Below are 14,095 nucleotides of genomic sequence, written 5' to 3'. Positions count from 1 at the left end.
TCCCCCCGGGCGAAAAAAACGTATGGAGGTGACAGCGCATGTCCCGGAAAAAACTTCATGTGGTCAGCGACGATGAGCGGCCGCAGGAGATACTTGCCGCCGCCCAGGTCTCGGAACGCGCGCTACTGGTGGCGTTGCGGGACAAGCTGGCCGGCCACCTCGACGACGGGGTGCCGCCCCATGTGATCGCGCGATTGGTCGCCGAGCTCCGCGACGTTGACCGGAGTATCCGGGTGCTCGATCGGTGGGAAGCGGAGGAAGACTCCGTGGTGGTTCCCCTTGAAGTCGAGCCGTGGGACGGAACGGGGTACTGATCCGTCCGGGATACCCCCCCTCCCCCCGGGGGGCAGGTACCCCATAGTCGTAGACGCTCAGGCCGGATACGGGTCTGGGGATCCCGGGGCAAGGGCGTCTGCTGAACCGACACCCCTGGGAGTGAGCCCGGCTCACACTCACCTGTTGCTCCGCGGGCAACGGTAGGCCGGCGCCCACGGTTCAAGGGGGTCAATCTCGCTGACCCCCTTGCGAGGTCCCGGCAGGACCCGGCAACCGTGTCGCTCATCGACGCGGAAGGGGGTACGTCGAACGCACACCCTTTTCGGGGGATCCCCTGAAAACTGCCCTGCTGTCCGCCTGGCTGACACCAGGTATGTCACAGTGACGATTGCTCGAGCTACGCCGGTGTCAGTCGTCGATGCCCGCAGCGTTCGCCAGACTCCGAAGGCTGTCGTTCGCACGCCGCTGCTGCTGGGCCGTGGTGCGGATGGCGTTCTTCACGGCCGGGCTCGATCGGAAGTGCTCCGGCGCGGCCAGACGCGATTCCAGGAGTGCGCCGATCGCGGAATCGGGGTCCCCGTTGAGGAGGTGCGCCCGCGCGGCGTCGACCCAGAAATACGCCTGCCGCTCGGCGGCCATCCCTTGCGGGAGCCGAGTGCCTTTCGCGATGTCGACCGCGCGCCCCGGCTCGCCCAGGTCGACCTCGGCGCACAGCTGATACAGGCGCACGTTCGCGGGCCCGACCGGACTGCCGTAGATCACCCGGTCGCCGATCTGGGGCGCGAGCCGCTCCGCTACCGCGAGGTGGCCGCGGGAGGTATCAGCGTCGCCGGTCGCAGCGGCGATGGTCCCGGCGCGCATATGCAGGATCGAATACACGGCCGCCGCGGTCGCGTCCTCCTCGACGAGCGGCTCGATATCGGACATGGACCGATTCAGCAGCCGCAGAGCGTGTGCAGACGCACCGATACGGGCCAGACTCGCGGCCTTCACGTAGTGCGTGGTCGCCAACAGCAGTGGATCGCCGGACCGGGTGGCTGCCCACTCCATGCGCTCTGTAGCGGTGAGAGACAGGTCGGTGTATCCGAACTTGTGCGCGACTGTGTTCGCGGCCCGGTAGGCGTCGGTCAGCATCGCATAGGCCGGCCGTCCGGTCTGGTCCCCGGCGACCAGCAGGGAGTCCACGAGATCTGGCAGGACATCAGCGATGCGTCGATACCGGGCGTCGATTCGCCAGCGCGCCACCTTGGCCGACAGGCGCCGCAATTCGTCGAGCGGCACGGGCTCGGTATCGGGGTCCAGTGGATCGGTCGCGGCGAGCGCGCGGCGCAGGACCGGCAGGACATCCGCCAGCGGTTCGGGTTCGTGCCCGGCGCCGTAGAGCCGGGAGGCGTCGACCCGTAGCGCGTTGGCGATGGCCCCGACCCATACCGTGGACGCGGATGCCTTCCCGGTTTCCACCTGGGCGAGCATCGACCGGGAGACGTTGGCACGGGCCGCCAGTTGGTGCTGGGTGAGCCCGCGGACCTTGCGCCAGTGTGCAATGTGCTCGCCGACAGTCTCGCCTTGCTGCATGTCCTCGACGGTAGCAGGTTTCGTTTCGAACAATCGTCGAACATTCGTTGTCTACCAGCAGATTTAACGTCACGGTAGCCCCGCCGTCAGGTTTGACCCCGACTGCCCTGGCGGCGGGTGCTCTCCAATCTGCAGAGTCGGGGCGCAAGGGGTGCACAGTGGTCGGGGATATTCAGCGGGCTGTCGCCATGATCCGCAGAGACGTGTTCGGGGACGGGGTGGACGTCTTCAAGGTGGCGGAAAAGCATGGCTACACGATCGTGTGGACGGTCCGTATCGATACCGGGCCGCTGGCAACGTCGTTGATTCTGGCCGGCGCCATCATGGAACACGGCGCGGCGGCGGTGGTGGTCCCATCGTTTGAACACGCCGACGCGGTCCGCCACGCGATCACCGAGCACGCCGCCTTGGTCACGCCGATGCAGATCTACCCGCGCGGGTACCGCTGGCCGGTCGTGCAGCTGTGAGCGGCCACGGCGTCGCCCTGGTCCTGCTCTCCGCGGGGCTGGCCTGGTTCGCCGTGGTGATGTTCCGGGCGTAGGTGCTACTGACCCATTTGGGTCACTTGCCAGCAGGTGAGCACTGTTGCTCACCTGTGCGGGGCTGGTGACCGTGCAGGTTCGAATGCAGTCCGCCGGGCGTAGGGAATTCCCTGGTCGCCCAGCTTGCCGAGGTCGACAACCTGGGATCACAGGAAGTGGCCGGGGTACTCACCACCGAGTACCCCGGCCGATCATTTTGTCGGCGCCAGCAAAATGACCCCGCTGGAGTTCTTCGGCGATCACCGAAATCGGAGGGCAACCGCGTCGATGAGCGACATGGTTGACCTGTACTCCGTACTTTCCCCGTATAAACGGTGTCGGATTCGGCCGGATTTAGGCGGACGGTAGCGGACGCTAATTGGACTGTAATCCACTGTGTAGCAAGGCCTTCCCGGACAACGGTAGACGAGTGCGGACGTACCGGAATGGCCGAAAACGTACCGGCAGGTTACTGGTTCGAGTCCAGTTGGGGGAGCAGAAGCAGCAGGTCAAGCCCAGAGAGTGGCTTGACCTGCTGTTTTTTATCGGTGCATAACCAGGAATACGCCAGAGTTTCCGGGTCGGACTTCCGATATGGGGCACTGTCGCGCAAAAGGGAGTGAGTTCGGCGCGGTTCTCGAACTCGTGAACCAGCTGCGGGGGTCGGGATCGCCTGCCGACGAGCAGGTCATGCACGGGCGAGGGCCTCGGCTTTCCGCTGTCACCGCGCGGCCCAGCGGTCACTCGGCTTGCCGGACTCGGGCTGAGCTGTGGTAGCGATCCTGTCGCGCATTCGGGTCGGCCGCACTGCAACGCCCGCCGGTTCAACAGCCCGTCCGGGCCGCGCAGCTCAACTCCCTGTTCCTCGACCCGCGCAAGTAGTTGCTCGGCAGGCTGCTTCTGGTCACGGATTCGCGTGTCTCCGACATCAATCGATCCTTCCTGCCGAGCACACAGGCTCGGCAGGAAGGATCGAGATCGGATCCGCCGAAGGTCGGAAAGTCCCGGCTGCGGGGCGGGCGGCGGAGCTATGGCGTGCGGGGGATGACCGGCAGGATGATGCGCGAGGGTCGTACCGTGTCGTGGAAGATCGTCTGCCGGGCGGTGCGCATGGTGATGGCGGTTCGGGTGGGTTCGCCTGTGTTGGGGTTGCGGTCCCAGCGGGGGAAGTTGCTGGAGGTGACCTGTACCCGGATGCGGTGGCCGGCGAGGAAGACGTTGCTGGTGGACCACAGGTCGATCTCGTATTCGCCGGGTTCGCCCGGGGTGGCATGGATGCGCTGGATGCCGTCGCAGAGGTTGCGGGAGACACCGTCGGTGTCGACGTCGCACAGCCGCACCACCCAGTCGGTAGCGGGTCCGTCGGTGGCGGCGTGCAGCCGCATACGGACCCGGCCGGTCACTTCGAGGTCCTCGGTGAGGGGCTCGCTGGTGTAGACCAGCACGTCGGGACGTTGCTCGGTGGCGGCCTGGTCGAACTGTCCCGCGGGGAATTCGTAGGCCATCACGAGATGGCCGCCGCGGGTGCGAACCGGGTCCGCGGGGTCGTAGAGGTAGTGATCGGGGGTCTGCTCGGTGGTGGGTGGAGTCGGGGTGAGGGTGGCGTCGGTGCCGAGGTACCAGGGGGTGTCGACAGCGCGGGCGGGCGGCCATTCGGATTCGTCGCGCCACTGGTTGATGCCCATGACGAAAATCTTCACGGGTGGTTCGGCGTCGGCGCCGTTGTCGACGCCTTTGAGCCAGCGGTCGTACCAGTCCAGCTGTAGCTGGTCGAACGCGATGCCCTGATGTGTCGAGGCCAGGCCGAAGTTCACCTCACCGGCGACGCTGCCCGACGCTCCGATTCGGATCATGTGGGTCCACGGCCCGACGATCAACCGGGTGGGTTTGCCCAGAGCCGCCATGGCGGTGTGGTTGTCGAGGGTGCCCTGCAGGAAGATGTCGAACCAGCCACCGGTGTTGAGCGCGGCGGCCTCGACGGTGCTGTGTTTGCCGGCGATCGTCGCTCCGTCGGAATTGGCAGGGTCGGCGAGTGCGCGCTGCACCCCGATATCCGGGACACCGTGGCGGGCGATGGCGGGCAGTTCCCCGGCGGGCAGTTCCCAGTAACCGCGGGGGACGAGCCCGTCGTAGTCGGTGGTGAGGGCGGCGAGGGCGGTGACGGCTGCTGCCGGGTCCTGTGCCCGCGCCGCGATCGCCCCGGCACCGGTCATCAGAGACCAGAACCCGTAGAGGCCCAGTTCGATTGCGCCACCGCGGAAAAGCAGCCCGTCACTCGGGTCGCACCAGGTGACCTGCGGACTGATTGCCCGCAGCTCCGGGGGTGCCGCGACTGCCGCTGCCCACTGGGTGTTGCCGGTGTAGCTGGCACCGAGCATGCCGACGGCGCCGTTGCTGCCGGGCAGGCTCGCCGCCCAGCGCACGGTGTCGTATCCGTCCTCGACCTCGTAGGTGAACGGGAGCCACGGGCCGTCGGAACCGAACCGGCCGCGAGTGTCCTGATGGATCAGGATGTAGCCGCGAGAAACCGTCTCGAACGGGTCGATGAAATTCTGCAGCATGGCGCGTCGGTCATAGGGCGTGCGCTGGATGAGAACGGGCCACGGACCGTCTCCGACCGGGCGATACACATCCGCACGCAGAATGGTGCCGTCGCGCATCGTGGCCTCGACATCGAACTCGATTTCCATACCGGACATAACTGGTGTGCTCTCTTTCTGACGTGCGGAAACGATGGTGAAGAAACCCGTCGGCATTCGAGACGGGTGGAAGGCTGCGGGATTTCAGCGAATGGCGGATCCGATGCCGAGGCCGCCGTCGACATCGAGGACGACGCCGGGCACGTAGCCCGCCGCGGGTGAGCAGAGAGAGGCCGCAGCCTCCGCGATATCGCCGGGGTCACCGGTGCGAGGCAACGGGACCTTGGCTACGAGCTTGTCGCGCGCGAATAGTTCACCGGCGCAAGCGCTCACGTCGGCCCATCGAAGGCGAGATCGACGGTGGAGCCATCCGGCACGACGAACGTGAACGCCACCGCGCGATTGGATTCCGGTCGGCGCAACAGCCACGCGGGATCGGCGTCAGCCGTAGCGGAGACCGCCACGACCTCGCGGACCTGCGCAGCGCTGCCCGCCGTACTCACGTTCGGATCCCGAGCCATGAAACCCTCCATTGGGTACTTTCTTGGGTACTGCCTATCCTGTGAAAGTACCCACAATCGGAATTGATGGCAAGGGGTTCCTGGCATGCAAGGCTTGGAGTAATGCGGGCGATCCCCGCGGATAAGGCCTGGTCGCGTAGTCCTGCGGATTCTGCCGCAGGACTACGCGGCGCGGTCGACGCTCGGTTGAGGTTTCGTGTTCAGGAAATCGATGCCGACCGAGCCCTCCTGAAGGGCTCGGTCCGAGTTGTCGGCGACATGTCCGGCCGCGTGCGGTGTGTTCCGCGACGGTGCACTGCCGGCCGGCGCCCGGACCGGATGGCGGTTCATTCCGGGCTGCGGAGCAACCCGTTCAGCAGCAGTACGGCCAATTCATTGAAAGCATCCGCTGCCGACAGGCCCGTGCGCTCGAGCAGGATGCCGGACTGAACACCCTCGATGGCGAGAGCGACGAGCTGGGAGGCGAAGACGCCGTCGGTGGCGCGGAAACGGCCTTCCTGAATGCCGCCGTCGATCAGTTCGCGGACGCGCTCGGCCGCGCGCGCGGTGTTGCGTGCATAGACCTCCGCGGTGGGCGCGAAGGCCACCATATCCTCGTAGAAGGCCTTCGAGTTGCGCCGCATCGCATTCGCCACGCCACCGAGATAGGTGAGGATTTTCGCCTTCGGATCGTTCTCGGCGGCCACGGCGGCCTCGATCTCGTCGGCCGATTCCCCGAAGAACTGCTTGGTGGCCAGTACGACCAACTGCTCCTTGGTCGCGGCAACGCTGTAGAGAGTGGCCTTGGAGCAATGCAAACGTTCGGTGAGCTCGCCGATCGTGAGGGAGGTGAAGCCCTCGTTCAGAAAGATCTCCTGAACCTGCCGCAACAGGTCGTCACGACGCGCCACATCCACCCGCCGCTTGCGCGGGGTATTGACCGTGGTCCGGCGCGTCGAGGTTGTACGAGGCATGAGATCGAGTGTTGCACATCCGTATCGGACGGCTGTGAGCACTGACTTCTCCGGCGTCTGGCGCTGCGGTACTATTGTGGGTAATAACAAGTTGCTTAAAGTACCCACATGGGAGTGGTAATGAGCCCTGACCCCGCAACACGCGTCGGTGAACTGCTCGAGCAATCCGGGGTTCCCGATGCTGATGTGGCCTGGTTGCTGTGTGACCGCCATCCGGACGCGGCCAAGGCCCTGACGATCGTCGACGAGCATCTGGTCGCGACCGATTACACCTATGGCGAGCTGGCCGAGGCGTCGCGGCGGGCGGCCGCGGTGCTGGCCGAAGCCGGGGTGCAGCGCGGGGACCGCGTCGCGACCGTCATGGGCAAGAGCGCCGATCTGGTCACCGTCCTGCTGGGTATCTGGCGTTTGGGCGCGGTGTACGTGCCGTTGTTCACCGCTTTCGCCGAGGACACGATCGGGTCCCGGCTCGTCGATGCCGGTGCGGTTCTGGTCGTTGCCGACGAGGATCAGCAGGCGAAGGTGCCGCCTGGGGATTGGACGCTCATTGTTGCCGGGACCGATTCTCCCGAGGGTTTGAGTGCCCGGCTCGCCGAAGTGTCGTGGCGTGAGGTCGGGTCGGTCCCGGTGGGTGGTGCCGGTGCGCTGGTGCATATGTTCACCTCCGGTACCACCGGCAAACCCAAGGGCGTGGTGCATCCGGTGCGCTATGCCGCCGGTTGGCAGAGTTACCTGGAGTTCGGGTTGGGTGTTGGCCCGGACAGTGTGTTCTGGTGCGGCGCCGACCCGGGATGGGCCTACGGGCTCTATACCGCGCTCGTGGCACCGCTGGCAGCCGGTGTGCCGACGATCTTGTTGCGCGGCGGATTCTCGGCCGCGACCACATGGGCGGTGCTGAAAGATCTCGAGGTCACCGACTACACGGCTGCGCCCACGGTCTATCGCGGTCTGCGTGCCTCGGATATTCCGGTACCGGAAGGGTTGGCGCTGCGCGGGCTGTCGAGCGCGGGAGAGCCGCTGACACCGGAAGTCAACGACTGGGCGCGCGAGGCGCTCGGGCTGGAAGTGCACGATCATTTCGGCCAGACCGAGCTCGGTATGCCGATCGGATTCCCGCACCACCCCGGCCTGCGACGGCCGGTGCTGGCCGGTGCGATGGGGACCGCACTGCCGGGGTGGAAGATCACCGTCTTGGACGAGGACCACGACGCACCGGCCCCGGCCGGGCAGACCGGGCGGCTGGCGATCGTGGTCTCGGACAGTCCTTTGATGACCTTCCGCGGCTATGTAGGTGGCCGCGGCGCCGACCGGTTCTGCGGTGAGGGGGCCTATTTCCTGACCGGTGATATCGCCTCGATCGACACCGAGGGAATCGTCCGGTTCTCCTCCCGCGACGATGACGTCATCCTCATGGCGGGCTACCGGATCGGTCCTTTCGATATCGAATCGACGCTGCTGCAGCATCCAGCCGTGGCGGAAGCCGCCGTCGTGGCGGGCCCCGACGAGGTGCGGGGCGAGGTGGTCGAGGCGTTCGTGGTTCCCACGCCCGGCACCGAGGTCACCGACGCCCTGGTCACGCAGCTACAGCAGTGGGTCAAGGACAACTACGCCGCGCACGCCTACCCGCGGCGTATCCATTTCATCGAGACCCTGCCCAAGACCCCGAGCGGCAAGATCCAGCGGGCACAGCTGCGGCAACGCCGCCGCGAGGACTCCGGCCCGGTGGCGGGTGCTCGATGACCCGGCCCGCACCGGTCCTGGTCACGCAGTCGGGGCCGATCCGCACCCTGACCCTCAACCGTCCCCACCGCCACAACGCCCTGGACCCCGACCTGATCGAGGCTCTCGATACCGCGTTGACCGAGGCCGAAAACGATCCGCACACCCGGTGCCTGATCCTCGCCGGTGCCGGCAAGAGTTTCTGCGCCGGCGCAGACCTGCAATATTTCCTGAGCACCGCCGACCGCCTCGGCGGCCCGACACAGTTCCTGCATCGGGTCTCGGCCGTGGTCACCCGCCTGGAGACCGGCCGCCTGCCGGTGGTTGCGGCCCTGCACGGACACGCGGTCGCCGGCGGACTCGAGCTCGCCCTGGCCTGCGATGTGGTCGTCGCCGCCGACACCACGCTGATCGGCGACGGCCATATCCGCAACAACCTGCTCCCGGCTGCGGGCTCGAGCGTGCGGCTACCCCGCAAAGTCGGTGATTCCACGGCCCGCTGGCTGGCCCTGACCGGACAGCTGATCCCGGCAAAGCAGTTGGGCGCCACCGGCTGGCTCCACGCGATAGTCCCCGCCGACCAGGTCACGGCCACCGCGCACACCGTTGCCACCGAGCTCGCCGAGGCCGCCGGCCCGGCACAGGAGGCGTTCAAAACCCTGCTGCACGAGCTCACCGGCATGGACGACGAACAAGGCCTGGCACACGAACTCGACGCCTTCGAAAAACACTGGAACACCACCGATGTCCCCGCCTCGCTGACCGCGTTCCTCCACCGCCGATCGGGATCAGAGCACGGCAGCCGAACACCAACGACAGGAATGCCATGAACCGATACACCGATCAAGTAGTCCTCGTGACCGGTGGCGCTCAAGGACTCGGCGCGGCCATGGCCGAACGCTTCGCCGCCGAGGGCGCGACCGTGGCCATCGCGGACGTCAACGAGGTCGCCGCCCACGACCTCGCCCGCCGGCTCGAGGAGCAATACGGCCACACCTGTGTCAGCCATGCTGTCGACGTCACCTCCTCCGCGGACGTCACGGCCTGGGTCGACACCGTCGCCGACACGCACGGCCGCATCGATGCCCTGGTCAACAACGCCGGCATCATCCGCGACAACCGCATCGAAGACATCGACGACCGCGACTGGCATGCCGTACTCGAGGTCTCGCTGTCCGGCGCATTCTTCTGCACCCGCGCGGTCCTGCCGCACATGCGCGAACGCAGCTACGGGCGGATCGTGTCGTTCTCCTCGATGAGCTGGCGCGGCAACTTCGGCCAAGCCAACTATGTCGCCGCCAAAGCCGGCATCGTCGGACTCACCCGTACCACCGCCCTGGAAACCGCCCGCCAAGGTATCACCGCCAACGCCATCGCCCCCGGCCTCATCGAAACCCCCATGCTCGCCTCCATGAACGCACCCGCCCGCGAAAAACTCATCGCCAAAGTGCCCCAACGCCGCACCGGACAACCCGACGACATCGCCGAAGCCGCCGCCTACCTGTGCTCACCGGCCGCCGGATACGTCAGCGGCGTAGTCCTCGACGTCGACGGCGGCCTCGGAATCGGATCCTCCATCCGCTAGCGCCTCGTCCGGAAGGTTGGCGTGGTAGTGGAATGGTGGGGTGATCGCGTGCCTCCCGCCGAGCCAGAGGTTCGTCCGGCGCTGCTCGAGCAGAGCCGGGCGGCCATGACGGGCGAATATTCACGATCGCCTCGACACACAGCGCCACGAGACCCCTGGCCGGCCCGATTCCCGGGCCGGTCCGAGGTCGGGTACTCAGCGCCTGGTCTCGTACCTGGTCAGGACCACGCCGTCAGGGAACGTCCGGGTTTCCACCAGGGTCAGGTTCACCCAGTCGTCCAGGGCCGCGAAGAACGGCGTGCCGCCACCCACCAGGACCGGATGGGTGACGATCGCGTACTCGTCGATCAGCCCGGCCCGCATGGCCACTGCGGCGAGTGTGGCGCCGCCGATATCCATGGGGCCGCCGTCCTCGGCCTTGAGCCTGGTGATCTCGGTGACCGCGTCGCCGGTGACCCGGCGGGTGTTCCAATCGACCGTGCCGGTCGTCGAGGAGAACACCACTTTCGGCATGTCCCGCCAGCGGCGGGCGAACTCGATCTGCGCCGGGGTGGCATCCGGCTGCTGGTCGGCGGTCGGCCAGTCGGAGCTCATCGTCTCCCACAGTTTGCGCCCGTACAGCGCCGTGCCTGTCGCCTGCACCCGGTCGGACCACCACTGGAACAGCTCGTCGCTCGGCACACTCCAGCCGAGGTCGTCGCCGGGCGCGGCGATGTAGCCGTCCAGGCTCAGGTTCATGCCGAACGTCAATTTCCGCATATGTCAGCCTCTCGTGAGTCGGTACTCGATATACAGACCGGTACGGCGCGAAAAGGTAATCGGTCAGGCCACACCGAGGGCCGGTTCACCACCGTCGCCGAGTTCGAGGTCGACCTGCTGCGGATCGCCCCTCGAGGGCATGGCCGTGGCCGAGGCGAAAGGCAAGCTGCGCGCCGAACAGCCCAAGCTGTCGGCGCGTCGGCAGTGCCGCCGTTTATCAGGGCACCTCTCGGTGCGTCGCGCTACCGGAATCGCCCGGCTCCGGGGGTCGCGGATCCGAGTCCTGTGCCGATAAAGAGTTGCGGGTGGCGGCTGCGATGGGCACAGTGTCGGCTTGTGTTGGGGACCGAGGTCAGGGTGCGTGTGGCCGGCGGTGTCTTGTCAGGGGTGGACTTCGGCGGCGAGGGCACCGGAGTGCTCTTGGTGCACGGAAGTGGCCACAACTGTGCGGCGTGGTCGGAGGTGGCGTCGTACCTGGTGGCGCACTGCCGTGCGGTGGCGTTCGATCTTCGCGGCCACGGGCACACGGAGGCCGATTCTCGAACACCCGAGCAGTACTGGCGTGATCTCGGCGAGGTGGTGGCCGCTCTGGGATGGGATCGGCCGGTATTGGTGGGGCATTCCACCGGCGGATACGCCGTCACGGCAGCGACGGCGGCCGGAGTTGTCGATCCGGCGGCGCTGTGCCTGGTCGACGGCCTCGTGCTCGATGATCGTGCGACAGCGATCCGCGGCAACGCGCAATGGCGTGAACCCGAAGCGGCTCAACAGTTACGGGAGATGTTCGTTACGGATGGCGCGCCGACGAACGCCGGATGCTCGACACAACCTGCCGATGACCCGGCCCGCCGACCTCGCGGCGATCATCGTCGACCTGGTACACCAGGTCACCACTGCCACCGAACGACCGAGACGGGAAAGGCCCATCGATGAGACAAAATGCCGACAGTCGCCTCGTCCAGGAGTTCCCGGTGGCCGACGCCGCAGCGGGCCCCTACGGGATCGCCGCGGGCGCTGACGGCGCGCTCTGGATCACGCTGGCGCAGAGCGACGAGATCGCTCGCCTGACCGTCGACGGTGTGCTCGACCGGTATTCGGCCGGGCCCGCTGGGTCCCGACCGACCGTCATCGCCGCGGGCGTGGACGACGCCTTGTGGTTCACCCGTTCCGGTGACGACCACATCGGGCGTATCACCACCGACGGTGTCGTGACGGCATTCCGCTTGCCCGCAGGCAGCAGTCCGTTCGGCCTCTGCGCCGGTCCGGACGAGGCCATGTGGTTCACCGAGATGAACACCGACCGGATCGGCCGCATCACCCCGGACGGACAGACCACCCACTTCGCTCTCCCTGCCCGGGGCGGCTTCCCGTCCATGATCACCTGCGGTCCCGACGGCGCACTGTGGTGCACCCTCAACCAAGCCAACGCCATCGCACGTATCGACTTCGACGGCAACATCACCCGGCACCCGCTGCCCGACCCGGGCGCACCGGTGGGCATCACCCGCGGGCCGGACGCCGTGTGGTTCGTCGATATCGCCGCCGGCCGGATCGGGCGCCTCGAACCCGATGGCACGATGAAGCTGTTCCCGTTGCCCGACCCGACGGCGAAACCGCACGCCATCACCGCGACGGCCGCCGGTGACTGTTGGTTCACCGAATGGGGAGCCAACCGCCTCGGCCGGATCGGCTCCGCCGGCGATATCAGCGAATACGATCTGCCCACACCGGCATCCGAGCCGCACGGCATCACCGTGGGCCCCGACGGCGCGGTGTGGACGGCGCTGGAGATCGGAGCAGTCGCCCGCATCGCGCCGTGACCCGGTCGACCGCCACAGCGCGATCGTGCTCGCCGGGATCCGGCAGCTGGTGAAACCACAGGTAGGCAGTACCAGGTGTGCGCCTACCGAACAGGCTCGCAGGACTCGTCGCCCGGCGAACTGCACTCGCGGCAAGCGTCCATAAATCGAGGCATTTATGAACGGTGAAGCCGGTAATCATCGCTGGTCATCGATGATTACCGGCTCGCGGCTGTCCGTAAAACCCTTATATGAAATTCCGGGAGGGGTCAGGTGAGAGGTAGGCCGGCCAGGGCTGCGGCGAGGCCCAGGGCGGCGCTGATGCCGAGGATTCGCAGCATGGACCAGTTGAGTTTGAAGGCGAGGACTGCGGCGACGGCGGTGATCGCGATGGCGAGGGGCTGGATGCTGGTGAGGTCGGGGAGTTGTAGTTGCAGGGGACCGGTGGTGATGGTGTGGGTGTCGGTGAACAGGGTGTGGAGGGTGAAGTAGAGGCCGAGGTTGGCGATGACGCCGACGACGGCGGCGGTGATGCCGGTCAAGGCGGTGGTGAGGGTGTGGTTGTGGCGGAGGCGTTCGACGTAGGGGGCGCCGAGGAGGATGAACAGGAAGCAGGGCACGAAGGTGACCCAGGTAGTGAGCAGGGACCCGAGAATGCCCGCGGTCCAGGGGTTGAGGGTGCCGGGGTGGTGGTATGCGCCGAGGAACGCGACGAATTGGACCACCATGATCAGGGGACCGGGGGTGGATTCGGCCAGGGCGAGGCCGCGGACCATGTCGGTGGGTGAGAGCCACCCGTAGACCTCGACTGCGCGTTGGGCGACGAAGGCCAGGACGGCGTAGGCGCCACCGAAGGTGACCACCGCGGTACCGGAGAAGAACACGCCCTGGGTGGCGATTGTGCTGGTGGCGCCGAGGAATACCGCGGCGGCCACGACGGGAGCGGCCCAGATGAGCAGTCCGATGCCGAGCACGGTCACTCCGCGCCGGGTCGAGGGCGCCTCGTGGTGCAGGGCGTCATCGGCGATCAGGGGCGCACCCTCGCCGGCGTCCTTGTCGGAGTCGCCGGAATTCGCCGATGTGTCAGGGCTTTTGCGTCCGAGTGCCCATCCGGCGGCCGCCGCGGCGGCGATCACGATCGGGAACGGGACCCCGAACAGGGTGAGCGCGGCGAACGCGGCGACGGCGATCGCGACCAGCCCGGGCCGGGTGAGGGCGCGGCGGCCGACGCGTAGGACGGCTTGGGCGACGATGACCACGACGGCGGGGGCCAGGCCGGCCAGCAGGGCGGTGACCAGGGTGGTGTCGCCGAATCCGACGTAGATCGCCGAGAGCGCCAGGAGTGCGAGCATGCCGGGCAGGACGAACAGGGTGCCGGCGATGAGGCCACCGCGGCGGCCGTTGAGCAACCAGCCGATGTAGATGGCCAGCTGCTGGGCTTCGGGGCCGGGCAGCAGCATGCAGTAGTTGAGGGCGTGCAGGAAGCGCTGCTGGCCGATCCAGCGTTTCTCCTCGACCAGGGTGCGTTGCATGACCGCGATCTGACCGGCGGGGCCGCCGAAGGTCTGCAGGGAGATGAGGAACCACGCCTTGGTCGCGGTGCGCAGCGGGATGACATCTGGGGTGGTGGTGTCGCGTAACACGGGGTGCTCCCCTTCTCCAACCGGATCCATGCCGGGAAATGTAACCGTGGTTGCAGTGTTTAGGAATGTGAGAAATATTGCAACCATGGTTGCGCTATGGTGGGC

The 14,095-nt window shown here is 67.0% G+C and carries 14 protein-coding genes; 7 read left to right on the top strand and 7 right to left on the bottom strand.

Annotation, left to right across the window (positions count from 1 at the left end):
• Positions 1 to 38: 38 nt before the first annotated feature.
• Positions 39 to 314, top strand: a complete 276-nt coding sequence (locus tag NF4_RS22430; RefSeq protein ID WP_157120512.1) for a hypothetical protein — start codon at positions 39 to 41, stop codon at positions 312 to 314.
• A 370-nt stretch (positions 315 to 684) separates the two neighbouring features.
• Here NF4_RS22430 and NF4_RS22425 read toward each other — a convergent pair whose 3' ends face one another.
• Complete coding sequence (locus NF4_RS22425; protein WP_063129344.1) at positions 685 to 1,851, bottom strand: helix-turn-helix domain-containing protein; 1,167 nt, start codon at positions 1,849 to 1,851, stop codon at positions 685 to 687.
• Positions 1,852 to 2,069: 218 nt separating this feature from the next.
• On the opposite strand from NF4_RS22425, the gene NF4_RS22420 reads away from it, so the two are divergent.
• Positions 2,070 to 2,318: a hypothetical protein gene (locus tag NF4_RS22420; RefSeq protein WP_232330601.1), complete on the top strand. Its 249-nt coding sequence runs from the start codon at positions 2,070 to 2,072 to the stop codon at positions 2,316 to 2,318.
• 1,082 nt (positions 2,319 to 3,400) lie between these two features.
• Here the strand turns inward: NF4_RS22420 and NF4_RS22415 are convergent.
• The 4 genes from NF4_RS22415 to NF4_RS22400 all read right to left on the bottom strand — a co-directional run bounded on the left by NF4_RS22415 (position 3,401) and on the right by NF4_RS22400 (position 6,485).
• Positions 3,401 to 5,071, bottom strand: a complete 1,671-nt coding sequence (locus NF4_RS22415; protein ID WP_063129342.1) for a CocE/NonD family hydrolase — start codon at positions 5,069 to 5,071, stop codon at positions 3,401 to 3,403.
• Between the two features lie 84 nt (positions 5,072 to 5,155).
• The gene (locus NF4_RS22410; protein ID WP_063129341.1) at positions 5,156 to 5,344 is read right to left on the bottom strand and encodes an SDR family oxidoreductase; all 189 of its coding nucleotides are present in this window, start codon (positions 5,342 to 5,344) and stop codon (positions 5,156 to 5,158) included.
• Positions 5,341 to 5,532, bottom strand: coding sequence for a hypothetical protein (locus tag NF4_RS39420; protein WP_232330600.1), 192 nt, complete (start codon positions 5,530 to 5,532; stop codon positions 5,341 to 5,343). Before NF4_RS39420 ends, NF4_RS22410 begins: the two co-directional genes overlap by 4 nt.
• Before the next feature lie 326 nt (positions 5,533 to 5,858).
• Complete coding sequence (locus NF4_RS22400; RefSeq protein WP_063129339.1) at positions 5,859 to 6,485, bottom strand: TetR/AcrR family transcriptional regulator; 627 nt, start codon at positions 6,483 to 6,485, stop codon at positions 5,859 to 5,861.
• Between the two features lie 120 nt (positions 6,486 to 6,605).
• Between NF4_RS22400 and NF4_RS22395 the strand changes: the two genes are divergently transcribed.
• The 3 genes from NF4_RS22395 to NF4_RS22385 are packed head-to-tail and all read left to right on the top strand — an operon-like array spanning position 6,606 to position 9,789.
• Positions 6,606 to 8,225, top strand: coding sequence for an AMP-binding protein (locus NF4_RS22395; protein ID WP_063129338.1), 1,620 nt, complete (start codon positions 6,606 to 6,608; stop codon positions 8,223 to 8,225).
• Positions 8,222 to 9,034 carry an enoyl-CoA hydratase/isomerase family protein gene (locus NF4_RS22390; RefSeq protein WP_063129337.1) on the top strand — a complete coding sequence of 271 codons (813 nt, stop codon included), beginning with the start codon at positions 8,222 to 8,224 and terminating at the stop codon, positions 9,032 to 9,034. The genes NF4_RS22395 and NF4_RS22390 overlap by 4 nt, the downstream gene beginning before the upstream one ends.
• Positions 9,031 to 9,789, top strand: a complete 759-nt coding sequence (locus NF4_RS22385) for an SDR family NAD(P)-dependent oxidoreductase (RefSeq protein WP_063129336.1) — start codon at positions 9,031 to 9,033, stop codon at positions 9,787 to 9,789. Before NF4_RS22390 ends, NF4_RS22385 begins: the two co-directional genes overlap by 4 nt.
• 195 nt (positions 9,790 to 9,984) lie before the next feature.
• On the opposite strand, the gene NF4_RS22380 is transcribed toward NF4_RS22385, so the two are convergent.
• Positions 9,985 to 10,548 carry a dihydrofolate reductase family protein gene (locus NF4_RS22380; RefSeq protein WP_063129335.1) on the bottom strand — a complete coding sequence of 188 codons (564 nt, stop codon included), beginning with the start codon at positions 10,546 to 10,548 and terminating at the stop codon, positions 9,985 to 9,987.
• On the opposite strand from NF4_RS22380, the gene NF4_RS40120 reads away from it, so the two are divergent.
• Positions 10,549 to 11,481 (top strand): alpha/beta fold hydrolase, encoded by a 933-nt coding sequence (locus tag NF4_RS40120; protein ID WP_369690947.1) that lies wholly within the window; start codon positions 10,549 to 10,551, stop codon positions 11,479 to 11,481. It abuts the gene before it with no gap.
• Positions 11,478 to 12,368, top strand: a complete 891-nt coding sequence (locus NF4_RS22370) for a Vgb family protein (RefSeq protein WP_063129333.1) — start codon at positions 11,478 to 11,480, stop codon at positions 12,366 to 12,368. The genes NF4_RS40120 and NF4_RS22370 overlap by 4 nt, the downstream gene beginning before the upstream one ends.
• Before the next feature lie 248 nt (positions 12,369 to 12,616).
• Here NF4_RS22370 and chrA read toward each other — a convergent pair whose 3' ends face one another.
• Positions 12,617 to 14,020 carry a chromate efflux transporter gene (gene chrA / locus NF4_RS22365; RefSeq protein WP_063129332.1) on the bottom strand — a complete coding sequence of 468 codons (1,404 nt, stop codon included), beginning with the start codon at positions 14,018 to 14,020 and terminating at the stop codon, positions 12,617 to 12,619.
• Between the last annotated feature and the right edge of the window lie 75 nt (positions 14,021 to 14,095).

It is taken from the genome of Nocardia fusca NBRC 14340 (assembly GCF_001618425.1).
GTDB lineage: Bacteria > Actinomycetota > Actinomycetes > Mycobacteriales > Mycobacteriaceae > Nocardia > Nocardia fusca.
The sequence above is the reverse complement of the archived record's forward strand: the minus strand, read 5'-3'. Positions and strand labels throughout refer to the sequence as shown.